This window comes from uncultured Ruegeria sp., assembly GCF_947497005.1.
Lineage (GTDB): Bacteria > Pseudomonadota > Alphaproteobacteria > Rhodobacterales > Rhodobacteraceae > Ruegeria.
Genome location: NZ_CANMFF010000012.1, coordinates 1 through 17,898 on the forward strand (window position 1 = coordinate 1; position 17,898 = coordinate 17,898).

16 protein-coding genes and 3 pseudogenes are annotated in these 17,898 nt (G+C 55.0%); 14 read left to right on the top strand and 5 right to left on the bottom strand.

Features of this window, described 5'->3' with window-relative positions; translation table 11 throughout:
• Positions 1–627: 627 nt before the first annotated feature.
• Positions 628–1,754 (top strand): IS3 family transposase gene (locus tag Q0816_RS16630; protein WP_298852615.1). Its coding sequence is split into 2 segments (ribosomal slippage): positions 628–895 and positions 895–1,754, totalling 1,128 coding nucleotides; the frame shifts between segments, so codons are not numbered across the junction.
• A 35-nt stretch (positions 1,755–1,789) separates the two neighbouring features.
• Here Q0816_RS16630 and Q0816_RS16635 read toward each other — a convergent pair.
• Both Q0816_RS16635 and istA read right to left on the bottom strand, forming a co-directional pair.
• Positions 1,790–2,188, bottom strand: a pseudogene (locus tag Q0816_RS16635) (ATP-binding protein); the annotation flags it as partial.
• Positions 2,185–3,670: pseudogene (gene istA, locus Q0816_RS16640) on the bottom strand (IS21 family transposase). The pseudogenes istA and Q0816_RS16635, both read right to left, overlap by 4 nt.
• Before the next feature lie 679 nt (positions 3,671–4,349).
• Between istA and Q0816_RS16645 the strand changes: the two are divergent.
• Genes Q0816_RS16645 through Q0816_RS16685 form a run of 9 tightly spaced genes read left to right on the top strand, consistent with a single transcriptional unit; the run spans position 4,350 to position 13,427 of the window.
• Positions 4,350–4,853: an Lrp/AsnC family transcriptional regulator gene (locus tag Q0816_RS16645; protein WP_298852618.1), complete on the top strand. Its 504-nt coding sequence runs from the start codon at positions 4,350–4,352 to the stop codon at positions 4,851–4,853.
• Positions 4,854–6,410: a hydantoinase/oxoprolinase family protein gene (locus Q0816_RS16650; protein ID WP_298852622.1), complete on the top strand. Its 1,557-nt coding sequence runs from the start codon at positions 4,854–4,856 to the stop codon at positions 6,408–6,410. It abuts the gene before it with no gap.
• Positions 6,407–7,549, top strand: a complete 1,143-nt coding sequence (locus Q0816_RS16655) for a DUF917 domain-containing protein (RefSeq protein WP_298852626.1) — start codon at positions 6,407–6,409, stop codon at positions 7,547–7,549. Before Q0816_RS16650 ends, Q0816_RS16655 begins: the two co-directional genes overlap by 4 nt.
• Before the next feature lie 19 nt (positions 7,550–7,568).
• Positions 7,569–9,131: an ABC transporter substrate-binding protein gene (locus Q0816_RS16660; RefSeq protein WP_298852628.1), complete on the top strand. Its 1,563-nt coding sequence runs from the start codon at positions 7,569–7,571 to the stop codon at positions 9,129–9,131.
• A gap of 19 nt (positions 9,132–9,150) precedes the next feature.
• Positions 9,151–10,173 (top strand): ABC transporter permease, encoded by a 1,023-nt coding sequence (locus Q0816_RS16665; RefSeq protein ID WP_298852629.1) that lies wholly within the window; start codon positions 9,151–9,153, stop codon positions 10,171–10,173.
• Entirely contained in the window at positions 10,170–11,006 is an 837-nt protein-coding gene (locus Q0816_RS16670) for an ABC transporter permease (protein ID WP_298852631.1), read from the top strand. Before Q0816_RS16665 ends, Q0816_RS16670 begins: the two co-directional genes overlap by 4 nt.
• Entirely contained in the window at positions 10,996–11,931 is a 936-nt protein-coding gene (locus Q0816_RS16675; protein WP_298852633.1) for an ABC transporter ATP-binding protein, read from the top strand. The genes Q0816_RS16670 and Q0816_RS16675 overlap by 11 nt, the downstream gene beginning before the upstream one ends.
• Positions 11,928–12,695: a dipeptide/oligopeptide/nickel ABC transporter ATP-binding protein gene (locus Q0816_RS16680; protein ID WP_298852635.1), complete on the top strand. Its 768-nt coding sequence runs from the start codon at positions 11,928–11,930 to the stop codon at positions 12,693–12,695. Before Q0816_RS16675 ends, Q0816_RS16680 begins: the two co-directional genes overlap by 4 nt.
• A gap of 39 nt (positions 12,696–12,734) precedes the next feature.
• Positions 12,735–13,427, top strand: a complete 693-nt coding sequence (locus tag Q0816_RS16685; protein WP_298852636.1) for an aspartate/glutamate racemase family protein — start codon at positions 12,735–12,737, stop codon at positions 13,425–13,427.
• 103 nt (positions 13,428–13,530) lie between these two features.
• Here Q0816_RS16685 and Q0816_RS16690 read toward each other — a convergent pair.
• Positions 13,531–13,632, bottom strand: a pseudogene (locus tag Q0816_RS16690) (IS6 family transposase); the annotation flags it as partial.
• Between the two features lie 92 nt (positions 13,633–13,724).
• On the opposite strand from Q0816_RS16690, the gene Q0816_RS16695 reads away from it, so the two are divergent.
• On the top strand, positions 13,725–13,931 hold the full coding sequence (locus tag Q0816_RS16695; RefSeq protein ID WP_298852639.1) for a hypothetical protein: 207 nt from the start codon (positions 13,725–13,727) through the stop codon (positions 13,929–13,931).
• 323 nt (positions 13,932–14,254) lie between these two features.
• Here the strand turns inward: Q0816_RS16695 and Q0816_RS16700 are convergent, their stop codons facing one another.
• Positions 14,255–14,887, bottom strand: a complete 633-nt coding sequence (locus Q0816_RS16700) for an HTH domain-containing protein (RefSeq protein WP_298852641.1) — start codon at positions 14,885–14,887, stop codon at positions 14,255–14,257.
• A gap of 76 nt (positions 14,888–14,963) precedes the next feature.
• On the opposite strand from Q0816_RS16700, the gene Q0816_RS16705 reads away from it, so the two are divergent.
• From Q0816_RS16705 to Q0816_RS16715, 3 genes are read left to right on the top strand one after another with little or no spacing between them, the layout of a single operon-like run.
• Entirely contained in the window at positions 14,964–15,113 is a 150-nt protein-coding gene (locus Q0816_RS16705) for a hypothetical protein (RefSeq protein ID WP_298852643.1), read from the top strand.
• On the top strand, positions 15,110–15,637 hold the full coding sequence (locus Q0816_RS16710) for a DUF4142 domain-containing protein (protein WP_298852645.1): 528 nt from the start codon (positions 15,110–15,112) through the stop codon (positions 15,635–15,637). Before Q0816_RS16705 ends, Q0816_RS16710 begins: the two co-directional genes overlap by 4 nt.
• A complete protein-coding gene (locus Q0816_RS16715; RefSeq protein ID WP_298852650.1) occupies positions 15,625–15,975 on the top strand; it encodes a cupredoxin family copper-binding protein in 351 nt (116 codons plus the stop codon). Before Q0816_RS16710 ends, Q0816_RS16715 begins: the two co-directional genes overlap by 13 nt.
• 126 nt (positions 15,976–16,101) lie before the next feature.
• Here Q0816_RS16715 and Q0816_RS16720 read toward each other — a convergent pair whose 3' ends face one another.
• The gene (locus tag Q0816_RS16720) at positions 16,102–17,778 is read right to left on the bottom strand and encodes a cytochrome b5 domain-containing protein (RefSeq protein WP_298852653.1); all 1,677 of its coding nucleotides are present in this window, start codon (positions 17,776–17,778) and stop codon (positions 16,102–16,104) included.
• Positions 17,779–17,898 lie beyond the last annotated feature (120 nt).

Below are 17,898 nucleotides of genomic sequence, written 5' to 3' on the forward strand. Positions count from 1 at the left end.
CCAAGGTCTTCCTGTCCGCTATAGCTCTCGCCGCAACCGTCTTGTTCTGGCTGTAAATCAATGAGTCTGGAGCCTAGCTATAGAGCTGCCAAACTCTCAATTAATTGAACAAATCATTGTTTTTGTACGGAAAAGTACCAAATTGAGGCCCTCCTCACCCCACGTAACTCGTGCTATAGTTGAGTTACATTAAGTGAAATTCTCGAACCGCTAATTTGACCCAAACCACTCACGATCCAGCCAGGAAAAGCAAACCCGATGCCGACACAGTTGTTTCAGCCGACCCCCTCGCGAAACAACACTCGGCAACCCCCACTGACCGATGTCTCTCTCGTCTACTCACAGCGTCGGTCAGTGGGTGCTGATCATTCTACCTTCAGCTTCATATCGGTTTTAGTGCTCGGGTCGCTGGACCAGATGTGAAATAATCCCATGTTTGTTTGTATAGGTATCTGAGTATGCAGGTTTCGTTGATCCCCACAGAGTTGCTACATTTTGCGGCCTATCTCAGCGTGCCGTTGATAACAGCAATCGTTTTGGCTGAGGTCTCTGGCGGCTTCAGACTCGTGTACGGGTCTTCCCCCACTGAAGTGGTCCTCCGCTATGTTAGTAAAACGGAGGAAACACATGGCCAACAAGCGACCGAAACCCGAAGAGATTGTCACGAAGTTGCGGCAGGTTGAGGTTCTGACGGGGCAAGGGATGCCGCGTCTGGATGCGATCCGGCAGATTGGTGTGACAGAACAAACCTATTACCGCTGGAAGAAGAAATACGGTGGAATGGGCACGGACCAATTGAAGGAATTGAAGCGCCTGCAGAAAGAGAACGAACGGCTGAGAAAGGCCGTTTCGGATCTGACTTTGGACAAGCTCATCCTTGCGGAGGCGGCCAAGAGAAACTTCTGAGCCCCGCTCGCCGCCGAGCCTGCATTGATCGTGTGCGCGCTGAGTTGAAGGTCTCAGAGCGCCGTGCATGCCGCGTTCTGAGACAACACCGATCCACCCAACGCAAATTGCCCATGGGACGTGCTGACGTAGAGCGGTTGGTAACCGACATGATCGAGCTCACCCGGCAATACGGCCGGTATTGCTACCATAGGATCGCAGCGATGCTGAGAGATGCAGGCTGGCATGTGAATGACAAGCGCGTCGAAAGACTTTGGCGACGAGAGGGGCTGAAAGTGCCAATGAAACAACCAAAGAAAGGGCGGCTCTGGCTCAATGATGGATCGTGCGTTCGGTTACGGCCTGAACACCGCGATCATGTTTGGAGCTATGACTTCGTGCATTGTCGGACTGACGACGGGAAGGCGTTCCGGACACTGAACATCATCGACGAGTACAGCCGGGAATGTCTGGCCATCCGTGTGGACCGTAAGCTCAACTCGGGCAATGTCATCGATGCGCTGAGCGACCTGTTCATCCTGCGCGGCGTGCCGACGTTCATTCGTTCGGATAATGGCCCAGAGTTCGTTGCCCAGGCCATACAGGACTGGATCAAAGCCGTTGGAGCCAAGACGGCTTACATCGAACCAGGCTCACCTTGGGAGAACGGATACTGCGAAAGCTTCAACGCTCGCTTCCGCGATGAATTCCTTAATGGAGAAGTCTTCTACAGCCTGCGCGAGGCGCAGATTTTGATCGAAGAATGGAGGAGACACTACAACACGAAACGCCCTCATAGTGCTCTGGGCTACCGACCCCCAGCCCCGGAAACCATCGTCCAGATGGACCAAAGGCCGATCATGCACTAACAATCAAATTGGACCACTCAGGTGGGGCTGATCAGAACCGCCAGGCCTTTCTGGCAGGCGGCCAGACCGAGGCCGAGCGCCACGTGGGTCTTACCGGTGCCGCTGGGGCCGAGAGCGATGACGTTCTCTCCGCGGTCGATCCATTCACCACGCGCCAACTCCAGGACCTGCATCTTGTTCAAAGAAGGGATCGCGGCAAAATCGAAGCTATCAAGGCTCTTGGTCGCCGGGAATTTCGCGGCCTTGATCCGGCGTTCGATCATCCGCTGTTCCCGGTCTATGAGTTCGAGCTCGATCAGACGGGACAGGAACTGGACATGGTCGCGGCCCTCGGCGGCACAGAGCCGGGCCTGCTTGTCGTATTCCCGCAGGATGGTCGGCAGCTTCAGCTTTTTGAGTTGGTGGTTCAGCAGGATTTGTGGCGTCTCCGTCATGTTGAGGTACCTGTTGTCAGGCACATGTAGCTGGCCGGAGATGTCGTCGCCACCTTGGCCCGTGGCAGGAACGGGTAGACATCCAAGTCGAGCCTCGGCGGTCGCCGCTCCACCCGACACAGCACCAGATGCTTCACGGCATCCACTGCCCGGCAGTTGATTGCACAGCAATCAATGAGAGGGGAAACTGATCGCACCCATCTAAAGAGCCGTCTTCACGGCAGCATGAACCTCCTCCATCTCGAAGCTTTCGAGCAGCCGTAGGACCTGCACGTATTCGCGCCGTCCGGCTTTCAGCATGCGTGCCTCCATTAGCTTCTGGAGAGTATCAAACGCCTTGGGAAGCTCCCATCCGGCCAGCGGAGCCGCCTGTTCGAAAGCGTTTATCTTCTTCTCGATCAGCGGCAGGTAATGAACCGGATCGAAGACCATGTCCTCGCGGTTGTAGCTGCGAACATGCCGCGCGATGGCCTCACCACCACATCCGATGACCACTCGGTCAACATAGGCGCGGATCCAGACATCGCGGTGTCCAAAGGCAACCGGTACGGAATAATCATTGGTCTTGTAGCGCACCAACGCAAGCGAACTGACCCGGCCCGTTGCCTGGTCACAGGCTTCGAAGGACCGGGCGGGAAGCGGCGCCATGATCTCCAGATCGCGTTGAAGTCGCTCTCCAATCGTCTCATTGTGCCCGCGCAGCTTGTCGTTTTGGCGCTTCCGGCACTGCTCTTCGAGCCAGTTGTTGAAGGCATCCCAAGTCGGAAAACTCGGGACCGGCACCATGAAGTTGCGCCGGGAATAGCCAACCAGCCCTTCGACGGACCCCTTGTCGTTGCCCTTACCTGGACGTCCGTAGCGGTCCCGGATCACGTAATGAGACAGCATCTCGCTGAACAGCCGCGCGCGTCTGCGAGTTCCGTCGGGCTCGATCTTCGCCACAAGGCACCGGTCGTTGTCGTACAGGATCGACTGCGGAACCGCCCCGAAGAACCCAAAGGCATGGACGTGCCCGTCCATCCAGGCCTCGGCCGTAGCCGCTGGATAGGCTCGAACGTAACAGGCATCGCTGTGCGGCAGATCCAAGGCAAAGAAGTGAGCCTTCTGCTCAATGCCGCCGATCACCACCACTGCTTCGCCGAAGTCGGCCTGAGCATGGCCGGGTGCATGGTTAAGCGGCACGAACATCTCCCGATGCCGTCGACAGTGCTCCCGAACATAGTCTTTGATGATGGTGTAGCCACCCTCGAAGCCATGCTCATCGCGCAGGCGTTCGAAGATCCGCTTGGCCGTATGCCGCTGTTTGCGCGGTCGCTGCCGATCTTCCGACAACAATTGATCGATGATCCCGGTGAACCCATCCAGCTTGGGCCGCCGGATCGGTGCTGACCGCCGGTAGCCGGGCGGGACCGAAAACGCCAAGATCTTGCGAACGCTGTCACGAGATATCCCGAAATGCCGGGCCGCTTCTCGCTGGCTCATGCCCTCGGCACAGGCCAGACGAACTTTACGATACAAATCCACGGAAAAGATCCTCCCGCCCCCCCTCCGTTACGAAAAGAAGGGCAAAGATGGACGACTTTTACGCCGCCCGCAGCAGGGTCATCCCGCCGCTACCGTGGTCGACTTTCTCACCGCCATTCTCACGTCATCGCGGCCGATTGACAGTTTCCCGGTTGTCAGGACGCAAGCACAACTATCGTGAATGGCTAAAAGGAGGATCGTGCCCCGCAGATGGGCGAACTTTATCAAAGCTTATGTCAAGGCGTCAGCGACACATGGCAGACCCAGAAATATCACTTTTCCTTGATGCCCACCTGACCATGTACGACGAACGCAATGTCCGAGCATGCGACTTCCCAAATGCCTTCGTGACGTAGCGGCCCGACTTCGCGTGCGATATACTCCGCCCCCTTTGCAATTGTCCCCCTGCATTTTTCCCAAATTGTCCCGGCTCGGGTGGTTCCGTTTTGAACCGGCAGGAGGGGCATCCAATCCGTCGGTTAGAAGGTGGCCGCAAGGATTGTCGGAAGGGAATAATGTTTAGATCTGCAACCTAAAAGGCAAGGTTTTGAAGTTATGGCTTCCGAAAGGGAAACAAAGCTACAAATATTGAACTTTTTCGGAAATCTGCTATTGATTGCTGCGGGAGGAAATGGAGATGAGCGTTAAACATGACGATATTGATCGAGACATCATTCGGTATCTATCGCAGGATGGGCGTGCTTCCGCTTCGGAAATTGCACAAAAAATAGGCAAAGTCACAGAGCGTACGATCCGAAACCGAATCGCCTCTTTGCTGCAATCGCGTCAGATCGTCATAAGCGCAATTCCGGATCCCTCAATTGATGATCCCGGCATCCATGCCGAAGTAATGATCGACGTAGATCCGGGTCGGATTGACGAAGTTGCTGCACGATTGGGTGAATTTGACCAAGTTGGATTTCTGGCAGCCACAACGGGGGAAAACTCGCTGAGCGCATCAGTCTTTGCCGCCGATAACGCATCCCTTTTCGACTTCACGGAAAAACGAATGGCCAAGACAGAAGGCGTGCGCCGCGTTGATGTCAGAATTGTTCTGCGTTTCTACAAGGTCTTTGGAACACGCACAACAGCCCTGAGCAAAAGCAGCGAAGCAGGCGCATCTGTAAAAGGAACAGAGTAGATGAATGAAATCCTGCGAATTGGAGTGGATGTCGGAGGCACAAATACCGATGCGGCTCTGTTAAAGGGCTCAACGGTGATGGCCACTGTCAAACGGCCAACATCTGCTAATGTCGACGATGGCGTCGTGGATGCAATTAAAAGTGTCCTTGATAAAGCGGGAGTGACCGGAGAAGACGTTGAAGCCGTGATGATCGGTACAACGCATTTTCTGAATGCCGTCGTTGAGCGCCGCCATCTTCAGAAAGTTGGTGTGCTCAGGCTTTGTGGTCCTGCGACACGTTCGTTGCCGCCCATGGTGGACTGGCCCGAAGCCTTGCGTGAAGTGGTCGACGGAGGCGTGGCCCTTGTCGGTGGTGGAGTTGAATTTGATGGGCGCCCGCTGGCGCCGCTTGATGAAGACGCGATCCGGGCCCAATGCCGTGATTGGAAAAGCCGCGGGGTCGATGCCGTTGCAATCTGCGCAGTCTTTGCGCTGGTTGACGGGGAAATGGAGCGGCGCGCTGGTGAGATCGTGGCCGAAGAATTGCCCGGCGCAGCAATCAGCCTGTCGCACCGTATTGGTCACACCGGCCTTTTGAAGCGTGAAAGTGCCGCTATTCTGAATTCCAGCCTGACGGACCTTGGCATTCGTACGGTTGCAGCCTTCCGCGAGGCCTTTGCACGGCTGGGGATGACCTGTCCGCTTTATCTGACGCAGAATGATGGCACCGTGATGTCATCCGATTTTGCCGAGCGATTCCCTATCTTTACCATTGCGTCTGGCCCAACAAACTCAATGCGGGGTGCGGCATTCCTGACCGGATTGGACGATGCGGCTGTGGTTGATATTGGTGGGACCACCACAGATATCGGCCTTTTGGTCGGCGGCTTCCCGCGAGGCCGAGGCGAAGGCGCCAAGATCGCAGATGTGCAAACAAATTTCCGCGTGCCGGATGTCTATTCCATTGGTCTGGGTGGTGGCAGTATTGTTCAAGGTACCGCTGACGCACTTGAAATCGGCCCTGAATCAGTTGGCTATCAAATCATCCAAATGGCCCGGATTTTTGGCGGCGATGTCCTAACATCTTCCGATATTGCCGTGGCATCTGGCCTGGCCACGCTTGGTGATGCATCGCGCGTTGCGGATCTTGATCCTGCACTGGTAAGCAAAGCCGTTGCCAGGATGAAAGCCGACATCGAAGATGTGATTGATCGTATGAAACCCAGCCAGGAACCGATCCCGGCCATTCTGGTTGGTGGTGGTTCTATCCTGGTTGGCCGCGAATTGGAGGGCGTGAGCAAGGTTCTCAAGCCCGAACATTTCGGATCGGCGAATGCGATCGGTGCGGCCATCGCGCAGGTGTCGGGTGAAATGGACACCATCGTTTCCCTTGATGGCACTTCTCGCGATGCCGCTCTGAAAGACGTGATCAGCGAGGCAACAAAACGCGCGGTCGAAGCCGGTGCCTCCCAAAGCAATATCGAAATTACCGACATTTCCGAAACACCGCTGGCCTATCTGCCGGGCAATGCGGTGCGCATTTCGGTCAAAGTCGTAGGAGATCTGAGCGCATGAAGACCTGGACACTTACAGAAAGCGACATTGAGCGTATCGCCATCGGGACCGGCATCCTTGGCACGGGTGGTGGTGGCAACTCATATCTTGCAAAACTGATGGCCCGCGAAAAACTGCGTCAGGGGCATGAAATCAAAATCATTCAGCCCGATGATCTGCCCGATGATGCCATTGTTCTGGCTGTTGGGGCCATCGGCGCACCTACGGTTGGCCTGGAGAAAATCGAAGAGGGTTTCGAAGGTGATCGGATCATCGATGCCATGGAGCAGGCGACAGGGCTGAAGATTGCGGCATTGATTGCCGATGAGATCGGCGGTGGCAATGGGCTTTCCCCGATGAATCCCGCCGCAGTTCGCGGCCTGCCGATTGTTGATGCCGATGGCATGGGCCGCGCCTTTCCCGAGACCCAGATGACATCGTTCTTTGTGGGTGGGCAGGCGACCACTCCAGCGGCACTGACGGATACCCATGGCAATGCGATGGTCGTAACCGCAGTACAGGACGCCGTGCAGCTTGAGCGCATGATGCGGTCGATGACGATCACCATGGGATGTTCCGCTTTCATGGCCACCGCGCCGATGACGGGTGCGTTCATCAAGAAACACAGCATTCGGCACACAGTGAGTTTTGCCTGGGAATTGGGCAATGCAGTGTTGAACGCACAAGACGACAAGACGGATCCCGTGGATGCTGTTTTGGCAACTTCGGGCGGCAGACCTTTGATCCGGGGCAAGATCATTGATATCGAGCGCACGCTTTCGGGCGGTTTTGCGCGCGGGCTTTTGAATGTTGCGGGGCTGGGGGATGACACCGGACGCAATGTGAAAATCGACATCCAGAACGAATTCATTTTTGCCCGTGAAAACGATGAGCCATTGGTAATGGTGCCGGATTTGATCTGCATCGTAGACAGTAAAACAGGCAAACCAATCCAGACCGAAGAACTGCGCTATGGGTTGCGCATCAGTGTTCTGTGTCTGCCTGCCCCCCGCTATTTACGCAGCGACGCGGCGCTGGACGTCATGGGACCTCGCGCCTTCGGGTATGACTGTGAGTTCGTCCCAATGGATGAGCCCTACGACCCTGCACCAGTAAAATTCTACAAAAATACAGCGAAATCAATCACTGAAGAGACTTAACCGACAAAGGAGACCTACAATGAAACGTCGTGATTTTCTTAAATCAGCAACACTCACGGGGCTGGCGACCGCCGGATATTTTTCGTCAACGATGTTTGCTGCCGCGCAAGGCAGGAAAACGCTGACGCTGGCATATCCGACCAGCTTTCCCAGTCTAGATCCTTCCACCTCATTTTCGAATGACAACGCCGTCATGGCGAACTGCTATGAAACCTTGACCCGTTACATCCCGGATCCTGAAACCGGATCAGGCACGGTTTCACCTTTGCTGGCCGAAAAATGGGAATCGGCAGATGAGGGGCGCACATGGACGTTCCACCTGCGTTCGGGAGTTACCTTTGACGATGGTGCGCCATTGAATGCTGAAGCGGTCAAAAAATCCATCGAGCGCACAAAAACGCTTGCTGGCGGTGCGTCCTTTATTTGGGATGCTGTCGAACAGATTGAGACACCTGATGACATGACTGTTGTTCTGAAGCTGGCCTATGCCCAGCCGATGGACGTTACGGTTTCGGCTGGCTATGCGGCCTGGATTCTAAGCCCGGCTGCTGTTGAGCAGGACAACGAATGGTTCAATGCAGGCAATTCCGGCGGCACAGGCCCCTACAAGATCATGCGCAATGAGCCGGGTCAGCGTTGTATTCTGGCGCGCAATGAAAACTATTGGGGCGGCCGTGATGAAGACCGCTTTGACAATGTGGTTCTGGAAATCAGCGAGGATCCGGTTCTGGCGCAAAGCATGCTGGAAAGCGGGCAGGCGGATTGGACCTATGGTTTGCCATACGAAAACCTGGAGAGGATGGAAAGCAACCCGGATCTGGATGTTGTTGTAAACCCATCTTTCCAGAACCTGGTGGGTTTCATGAACACGAAGAAGGCCCCATTGGACAATGTAGACGTCCGGCGCGCGCTGGCGATGTCTTTCCCGTACGATGATGTCGTCGGCGCAGGCACCAATGGTTTGGGTAGCCGAGCACGTGGTGCAATTCCGCCTGGTATCTGGGGCCATGACCCGGAAGCGCCAATGGCGATGACCAATCTGGAAGAAGCGAAGTCCATTCTGGAAGCGACCGGTGTCACCGATCTTGAGCTCACGCTGACCTATTTCAACGGTGATAAGCTCGAGGCGCTGGCAAGTGAACTGTGGCGTGCAAACCTTGCCACGATTGGTGTGAAGATGAACCTGCAACCCATGAGTTGGGAAGCGCAGTGGGATCTTGCCAAGTCTGACCCGGCAAATGCCCAGGACATTTTCATGTTCTACTGGTGGCCAACCTATGTCACGCCCTACGACTATTTGCTCAACATGTTCCGTTCCGAAGATGAACCGATCTACAATCTGGGGTACTATTCGAACCCAGAATTTGACGCCAACCTTGATGCGGCGCATGAGCTTTCTGCATCAGATCGGGCTGCATCCGAACAGATGTTCCGTGACACTCAGCGCATGCTGATCGCTGATTATCCGGCAGTTTTCATCATGGATCTGCCGAATGTTCATGTCGTTCGTTCGGACATCAAAGGCTATGTCGACAACCCCGCCTATGCGCATGTCGTCTTCAGCGATGAACTGAGCAAGTAACAGAAAGGGAGGCAGGACCATGCAGCTATTGATGTATATTCTTCGAAGGTTGTTTATGTCGGCTTTTGTGTTGCTGGGCGTTGCCTTCCTTGTTTTCGTGGCATCACGAATTGTACCATCGGATCCGGCGACATTGTTCGCCGGACCACGCCCTACGGCAGACCAGATCGCCGCTGCCCGTGAATTGCTAAAGCTGGATCAATCGCTTTGGGTGCAATTTACAGATTTTATCACCTCGATGGCGGTCGGAGATTTTGGCATTTCCTATCGAACACGCCAATTGATATGGAACGATCTGGCATCATTCCTGCCTGCAACGCTGGAACTGGCACTTTTTGCGACCGGTTTGGCCCTGGTCATCGGAATCCCGCTGGGCGTCTTTGCAGCAGACTGGAAGCACAGCTGGTTTGATACGTCCACAGGCATTGGTTCTATTGCCGCTGTTGCGATGCCAAGCTTTTTTCTGGCCATGCTTTTGCAGTGGGTCTTTGCACAATGGCTTGATGTTCTACCCCTGTCGGGCAGAATTTCCCGCGACATCTCATTGTTTGATCCAGTCGAAACGATAACGGGTTTTTTGTTGATCGACTCGCTGTTGACTGGTCGTTTCGATGCTTTTTGGGATGCGATCAAACATCTTATCTTACCGGCCCTGACACTGGCCGCTTATCCGACTGGCATTGCTATGCGCCTGACCCGGTCGCTCATGATCGAGATCCTTGAGCGTAAACACGTAGTTGCCGCACGGGCTCTTGGTCTCTCGCATCGTCGCATTCTGTTTGGCCATGCTCTGCCAAATGCCGTTGGCCCCGCCCTGACCATCATCGGGCTAAGCTTTGCCTTCTCGCTGACCGGTGCCGTGCTGGTTGAAATCATCTATGCCTGGCCTGGGCTTGGGCGCTACATCTCCGAAGCGATCTTGTCCAAGGATTTCCCGGTGATCGCAGCATCGGCACTTGTTGTGACGATCTGCTACGTCTTCATGAATCTGGTGATTGACGTCGCCCAGGCCTTCATCGATCCAAGGGTGACCGTATCATGAATACAGCTATTTCAAGACTCGGAGTGGCAGGCTCGATTGCGCTTGGGGTTATTTGCCTCTTCCTGCTGGCCATCATTTTTGCCCCATATGTTGCCCCGTTCCCAGAGCAAGGGGTAGGAGATCCGAATATCGCGTCGCGCTTGTTACCCCCATCGCCCGAGCATTGGCTGGGTACCGATGCCTTTGGACGGGATATCCTGTCGCGTGTGATATATGGCGGGCGCGTGTCCGTAACCATCGGTGTGACGGTTGTAATCATTGGGCTGTGCATCGGATTGCCTGTTGGCATTGTTGCAGGTTATTCGGGTGGCTGGATCGATGAAACGCTGATGCGAATTACTGACGTTTTCCTGGCATTCCCGGCCCTGCTGCTGGCAGTTCTGGTCGCTGCGGCCCTTGGGGCGGGCATGTGGAACTGTATCATCGCAATTTCGATCAGCTGGTGGCCATGGTACGCACGTATGGCTCGATCCGAGGTTCTGGTGCTGCGTGGACAACCCTATGTCGAAGCGGCGCAGGTTATGGGTGTCTCGCACCCTGTCATTCTGGTTCGCCACATCCTCCCTGCAGTATTCCGCCCGCTCAGCGTGCAGGGCGCATTGGACTTCGGCCCGGCGCTTCTGACCGGATCGGCGCTGTCGTTCCTGGGACTTGGCGTAAGGCCGCCAACAGCGGATTGGGGCGAAATGGTCAATGCCGGCCGGGCCGTTTTCCCGGATCGCTGGTGGATTGCCGTGATGCCTGGTTTGACAATCTTTATCATCGCACTCGCCTTCAGTATGCTTGGCGATGCGGTTCGCGACGCAGAAAAGAGCGGTAGCCATGATCATTGAAGTAAAAGGACTTAGTATTCACTTCGGAGCCTTGCGCGCTGTTCGCAATGTGTCCTTGTCTGTAGAAGCTGGAACAATCCATGGCATCATAGGTGAATCCGGCTGCGGCAAATCCATCACTGGCATGGCGTTTCTAGGCTTGCTGCCTGATGGAGCTCGTGTTGAAGCCGAGCAGTTTGAATACGCTGGCGAAGATCTTCGTGAAGTGGCTGACAGCTTGCGGGGGCACAAAATCAGCCTGATCTCGCAAGATCCGGCTGCCGCGTTGAACCCGGTTCTGTCAATTGGCACGCAATTGGATGACGTTCTGAAAATCCATAGCGCCGGGGGCAAAAAGCAGCGGTATGGACGCGCAAAAGAGCTGTTGGCCGCGACCGGCCTGCCGGATCCAGTAAAGGTTCTTAAAAGCTACCCTCATGAACTGTCAGGCGGAATGCAACAGCGTGTTGTGATTGCACAGGCGCTGGCGACTGGGGCCGATTTCCTGATTGCGGATGAACCGACAACCGCGCTGGATAAAACCGTTGGCAAGCAGGTGCTGAGCGTATTGAAGTCATTGGTGGAAACCCGTGGCCTGACCGTCCTGATGATCACGCATGACATGGATGTCATTGAATATTGTTGCACGCGTGCCAGCGTACTTTACGCTGGTACAACGGTTGAAGACGGGCAGACGGCAGCTCTGCTAAACAATCCGAAGCACCCCTATACCCGTGCGCTGATGAATGCGCTGCCGGGGTCGGTGCCAAAGGGGCAGAAACTTGCCGGGATCAAGGGGCATCCCCCGAAACCCAACGAACGCATCGCCGGGTGCCCTTTTGCAGATCGCTGTCCGAGTGTCATGCCTGCCTGCGCCGATACCCCACCGCCACAACATGAGCTTCCCCAGCATTCCTGGTCCTGCCATCTGGAGGTTTCCAAATGACGAATGCAATTGTCGAAGTGTCCGATCTTGTTATTCGATACAGCAAAGGTTCGTTCTTTTCGGCCCCACCGAAACCGGCGGTTGATGGGGTATCTTTTGCGCTGGAACAGGGCAAAACTCTTGGAATTGTCGGGGAAAGTGGTTCGGGAAAAAGTACCGTTCTGAAATCTATTTTGCGCCTGATCCCAACGGAATCTGGGCATATTAAACTGGACGGGCAGGATTGGTTGGCCATTAGAGGCACCGAAATGCGTAAACAGCGGGCCCGTATCGGTGTTGTGTCACAAAACCCGTTTCTATCGCTCAGCCCCCGGCTTTCGATTGCGAAGATCCTTGCAGAACCGATGGTTGCCAGTGGCGATCTGAGCCAAAGCGAAATCGCGGATCGCTCTGAAATGCTGCTTGGACAATGCGGGTTGCCTGCCGATTACTTGAAACGCAGGGCGCGGGAACTGTCGGGGGGGCAAGCCCAGCGGGTCGCTGTTGCCCGTGCACTTGCGCTGGAACCCACGTTGATGATCCTCGATGAACCCACATCGGCGCTGGATGTCTCGGTGCAGGCGCAAATCCTGAACCTGTTGGACGAGCTGAAAGAAAGCCTGGGGCTGTCGATGCTGATGGTAACCCATGATCTGGGGGTTGTTCAGCACACATCCGATAACCTTCTGGTCATGCGACACGGTGAACAAATTGAGTTTGGTCTGACTTATGAAATCGTCGCCAACCCGGCCCACGAATACACGGAGCAGCTTATCAACGCTTAAATTGGAGACGGGCCTCGTAAAGCACGCAAGGAATCAAGAATGAATAACATTCGTATTCTGACGCCGATCGTTGGTCCGCTGAATTTCCCACCGAAAGAGCTGTTAGGCGACAATCTTAATGTAGATTTCACCCTGATCGATGAGGGGCCAAAGTCCATTGAAAGCTTATGGGAAGAAACATGGTGTGTACCGGGTTTGTTGCGGGCCGGGAAAGAAGCCCAGGAGGCGGGGATTGATGGCGTTGTCATCGACTGCATGGGGGATCCCGGGTTGGATGTTCTGCGCGAAGTGCTATCCATTCCAGTGCTTGGGCCAGCCCAGATCGCAATGGGGATCGCGGCCACGCTTGGACGAAAGTTTTCGCTGGTGACTGTGCTGGATCGCACACGTCCGATGATGGAAGATCTTGTGCGCAAATACGGGCTGGAAACCCGTTATGCCGGAACCGAAGTTGTGCCTATTTCAGTTTTGAGTTTTGGCGATGATCCAGCCGAATCTGTGGCCTTGGTGAAAGCATCTGCGCGTCGAGCGGTTGAAGAGTTGCGGGCGGATGTGGTTGTATTGGGGTGCACGGGCTGGACAGGAATGGGCCAGGAAATTGGTCATTATTTGCAGGAAATCGACTATCCCGTTCCTGTTATTGATCCACTGCCTCTGACGGTTCAGGTGCTTGACAGTCTACTATCACAAGGGCTTGGGCATTCGAAGAAGGCCTATCCTTTCCCTAAGTGACGGTCACAACTTACTAAGGCAAAAAATCTGGCGTCTCCTAAAGCGTCCGGCCTTTAGTTTGAGAGGTAGTGATGGAATGGACATTCGACGCGACCGGGCGGCTGATCTCTTCCAGATCGCGGTAGGAAACGCCGTATCGAACGTAGAAGAATACTGCGAATAGGATCACATCTTTCGGGTATTTTGCACCTTTAAAAGAGATCATGAGCTCGCTTTCGACTTGATACGACCGACGAGTCATTCACTCGTTAATTCCGAAAGCGTCAATGGCCAAAAGTTTGCAACGGAACCCCAGCCATGCGGTTGCTCGCCCGCCCGATTGAGGGTGATCCGGAAATTGTCGCGGGTGAAAGTGCAATCTACGGACTTTCTGGTCTCAATGCTGCATGCCAGAATTCCGACCTCAAAACAGCGTTGGATCTATCGGAAACTTCTCGCGTGTTGTTGATCGGGTCTGAAGGGGCCACGGATCCGGAAATCTATCGCCAGTTGGTCGAATTCTGATATTTTCCAACAAAACCGGCCTCGATGAATCCGGGATGGAGACATAATTTTCGCGATGGACGGGTGCACCTGTACATCGTGAAAATCTCAGGGGGACTTTGAAAATTATCAATTATCGAAACTCTTGTTTGCAAATTTCTAAGGTGTATAGCTGCCATTGAGATAGATTGGGCTAACGGCGGGTTTGTCTAAGATTTTTTGATGCGGGCCACCGGGACAAGACCAAACCTAACGCACTGGCCCGCATCAAAAAATCTTAGACACAGCACTCTTTCGCTGCGGCCGCGCCAATGGCCGCTATCGGACACCGATGTTGGGCCTGGTTAGTTTTTTTCCTTAAACGCAAACCTGCATTTGTTTTCACCGCGCACGATACATTCGCGGTGCTCAACCTCGCATCCCGAAAGTGAGTCGAGCAGAGCTAAATCCATAGAACAGACCTCTGGATGTTCTTCGGCAACGTCATGAAACACGCAATTATGCGCGACGATTTCGGGCGGTGCTTTCGACGCTGTTTCGTCGCCTTCGAGTTCCGTTTCGTATCCCAGAGTTTCCATGAGGTCCGCAATTCTCGATATTCGCTCGGGCAATGGCATTGACGTCAGGTCTTCGTTCACACCGGCGGCAAGCGAGCCACCAAGATCCTCCAGAAGGTCCTTCAGCTCTGCCTCGGTCATCTTTTTTTTCAACGCATCGATCAGCGATGTTGCAACAAGTGCATAGGATTGAGTGAACGTGGCGCGCCCTGCGCGTGTCAGTTGATAGGTCTGGCTTGGCCTCCCTTTTGTGCGCGCAATCTTGTGGCCTGCGATCAACCCATCGCGTTCCAGCGTTTTTATGTGCTGATAAGTGGCGTTTCGCGAAATGCCCAAATGTTGCGACATCGCGTCAATATTCACAGCTTCCTGCGCATATAGCAGGGTTTTGAGAATTTCCGTCTGACTGTTTCCAAGCATTTGGGCCGCACCTGTTATCGAACTCCCTTCGACATAAAGGAAGTTTTCTCTTGACGCAACTTTGTAATGTTTTTAAATGACAAACATTATCAAATATGAAATCACTACCATCCCGACCTGCAACCCGCGCCAGACACCCTCGGAAGAAGTCCGCAATAACCTGACACAGAAGCCCGGTGCGCAGGGCGAACCAACACGAAACCCCAAGAAGGAAAACCCATCATGAAACATCTGAAACTGACCAGCATCCTTGTCGCAGGCCTGTGTTCAACCGGCGCATTGGCGCAAGAGGCGATGAATGACCTTGAAATCGCACATACGGCCTATACGGCTGGCGCGATTGATGTTCGTTACGCGCATCTTGCCACGGCTCTCTCGGACAATCCTGCTGTCATCGAATTCGCCGCCACGATGCTGCGCGACCACAATGCCGTGAATGAAGCTGCGCTGGCTTTGTTGACCGAACTGGACGTGTCCCCGCAGGATAACGATTTGTCAAAGGCGCTTAATGACGGGGCCGCAGCTAAACGGGCCGAGCTTGCAGGTCTGAGTGGTGATGCGTTCGATTGCGCCTATGCAACCAATGAACTGGCCTATCACCAACTGGTAAACTCGACAGTCGAAGGCAGCTTTATTCCGGCCGTTACCGTTGAGCCGCTGGCGGAACTGCTGAAAGATGCCCTGGCCACATTCCAGCAACATGAAAAACACGCGGAAATGATGGTTGCAGAGCTTCAATGCGCCAATTGATGTATGTCCTCAATCGGCGCAGCTTCGGTGTTCTGCTGGCCGCTCAGCTGGGCCTGATCGGCACGGGCGGTATGGCGGGTTCTGCAAAAACCCATGTCGTCCGGATCAAACGGTTCAAATTCGAACCGCCGGAACTGGAGATCAGGCCCGGTGACACGGTCGAATGGGTGAATGAAGATGCAGCACCACACACGGCGACCAGCGTTGACAAGAGCTGGGATACCGGCGCGCTGAAAAAAAACCAGAAGGCCAGCGTGACGTTCGACCAGGTCGGTACGCGCGACTATTTCTGCATCTATCATCCGCATATGAAAGCATCTTTGCGGGTGGTTGCATAACAACCTTCGGATGATGGTCGCAGCACCATCATCCGTTTCTGTCAGTCCGGCACCGGGCGTGCCCGGATCGAAATCTGGTATCAGACTGGCGACTTGCCTGCCCGGATTGTCAAGTTGGGGCTGGGGTTACGACGCGCGCTCGACGAGCTCCCCTATGCAGAAATGCGCCATGTGCCTGACGGCTTTCGCACTGTGGTAGTCCCCGAATTCGGCTGTCCCGTCCTTGCCGGCATACATGCGCGCTATTCCGGCGCCACCCGGGTGATGTGGTGCCCAATCGGTGATGTCATAGACTTTTCCCGAGATGATGACCCAGCAATCCTCGCGGGTATTGTGTTGGGCAACCTCTTCACGAGTAACTTTGCGGGTTCCGTTGGCCGATGTCTCCGGCGTCCAGAGTTGTTGCTTTGCTGCCGCATAGCGCAGTTCGGTGGATTTGCGAAAGTCCCACGGCCCCAGTTTCTTGCGCGGGAGTTTGGTGCCAATGTTGCGCGCGTCATAGGCATAGATCCACGATTCATCCTCGCCACCTCGTTCCTTGTCGTGGGAGAAGGTCGGACTGACGCGCTCGTCTACGCCCTCAAGAAGTGCTTTCTGCTCGGCAGTATCCTTGGGTCTCAGATGTTCAAAGGCAAATTTGGAACCGAGCTGGAAGCGCGTGGCGCGGAAATGGCGCACGCGTTCATAGTGCAGCATCGCGCTCGTGATATCGGTGCCGTGCAGGGAAAACACTTCGGCAAGAGCGGCCGCATCCTCGAACGCCTGTGCGGCGCCCTGCCCAAAGGTCGGGAGCATTGGATGCGCCGCATCACCCAACAGACAGACGCGACCCTGCACCCAGGTTTCGAGAGCATCACGGTCATAAAGCCCCCATTTGGTAGGGCGCACAATTGCCCCTGCAAGGGCGATCAGATCGCCGCGATTGGGGCTTTCCACAAAGGCGCGGGTGACGTCGCGGATGATTTCCTCTTTGCTGACAGGAAACCAATCGCCTTCTTCCTGTTCAAATTCGGCTGAATTGGGTTGGAAATACGAAATCCAGACATTCAGCAATTCGCCGCCCCGAACCCAGTATGATGTCAACCCGCTGGTGTCTGTCTTGTGGCGGTCCATACTGAAAGAATCGATGGGATTGTGATCCAGCGGACTGCCGTCCGCCTTACGAAGTGCCGCGACATCTTCGCGAGGAATGAGGCCACGAAAAACCGTTACCTCGGTCCAGCGCTTGGGGCGTGGGTTCGGCCATGCCAGATGCAGGGTAACCGAGTTGATCCCATCAGCTCCGACGAGGATATCGCCGGTTGCAACTTTCCCATTCGAGAAGGTTGCCGTCACCTCGTCGGCGGTCTGATTCAACTGGGTCAGCCTGCTGTCCATATGCACCGCAATAGGGCAGGGTCCGCCGCTGTCGGGGCCAAATTCAAACACCCGTTTATACAGACACATCAGCAGGTCCAGCCTGTGCATGTGATGAAACCCGGCACCGTCCCCCACCGCAGTGTCATGATCAAAGGGCCGCTCCGTTACACTGCCGTCGGTGTTGAACTGGCGTGTCGATTTCAGAATGGCCGCCCGGCCACCATCAACGGCACCATCCGGCCCCTTGGGGTCACCACCATCAAGATCCACACCCAGCCACCGGCAGAGCCGCGCGCCGTTAGGGGGGATGTTCAAACCGGCCCCCGCCGTGCTGGGCTTTTCCGTCTGCTCAAAGACATCGACAGATGAAAAGACACCGGATTGGCGCAACGCCAGGGCCGTCATCAACCCGCCCATTCCCGCCCCGATAATTATCGCCCGCATTATGCTGTCCCCCCAACGCACATAGGATCACGCCTATGCATTTGATGTTATGGCCTGCGTGTTTGGTGATCTTTCGCCATATTCCTTCGGTTTTCAGGAGTCTGGTGGCGGCGTTATTTG

Coding starts and splice junctions, on each gene's coding strand:
- Q0816_RS16645 (WP_298852618.1), top strand. CDS start 4,350: ATGAGCGTTAAACATGACGATATTGATCGAGACATCATTCGGTATCTA.
- Q0816_RS16650 (WP_298852622.1), top strand. CDS start 4,854: ATGAATGAAATCCTGCGAATTGGAGTGGATGTCGGAGGCACAAATACC.
- Q0816_RS16655 (WP_298852626.1), top strand. CDS start 6,407: ATGAAGACCTGGACACTTACAGAAAGCGACATTGAGCGTATCGCCATC.
- Q0816_RS16660 (WP_298852628.1), top strand. CDS start 7,569: ATGAAACGTCGTGATTTTCTTAAATCAGCAACACTCACGGGGCTGGCG.
- Q0816_RS16665 (WP_298852629.1), top strand. CDS start 9,151: ATGCAGCTATTGATGTATATTCTTCGAAGGTTGTTTATGTCGGCTTTT.
- Q0816_RS16670 (WP_298852631.1), top strand. CDS start 10,170: ATGAATACAGCTATTTCAAGACTCGGAGTGGCAGGCTCGATTGCGCTT.
- Q0816_RS16675 (WP_298852633.1), top strand. CDS start 10,996: ATGATCATTGAAGTAAAAGGACTTAGTATTCACTTCGGAGCCTTGCGC.
- Q0816_RS16680 (WP_298852635.1), top strand. CDS start 11,928: ATGACGAATGCAATTGTCGAAGTGTCCGATCTTGTTATTCGATACAGC.
- Q0816_RS16685 (WP_298852636.1), top strand. CDS start 12,735: ATGAATAACATTCGTATTCTGACGCCGATCGTTGGTCCGCTGAATTTC.
- Q0816_RS16695 (WP_298852639.1), top strand. CDS start 13,725: ATGCGGTTGCTCGCCCGCCCGATTGAGGGTGATCCGGAAATTGTCGCG.
- Q0816_RS16700 (WP_298852641.1), bottom strand. CDS start 14,887: ATGCTTGGAAACAGTCAGACGGAAATTCTCAAAACCCTGCTATATGCG.
- Q0816_RS16705 (WP_298852643.1), top strand. CDS start 14,964: ATGACAAACATTATCAAATATGAAATCACTACCATCCCGACCTGCAAC.
- Q0816_RS16710 (WP_298852645.1), top strand. CDS start 15,110: ATGAAACATCTGAAACTGACCAGCATCCTTGTCGCAGGCCTGTGTTCA.
- Q0816_RS16715 (WP_298852650.1), top strand. CDS start 15,625: ATGCGCCAATTGATGTATGTCCTCAATCGGCGCAGCTTCGGTGTTCTG.
- Q0816_RS16720 (WP_298852653.1), bottom strand. CDS start 17,778: ATGCGGGCGATAATTATCGGGGCGGGAATGGGCGGGTTGATGACGGCC.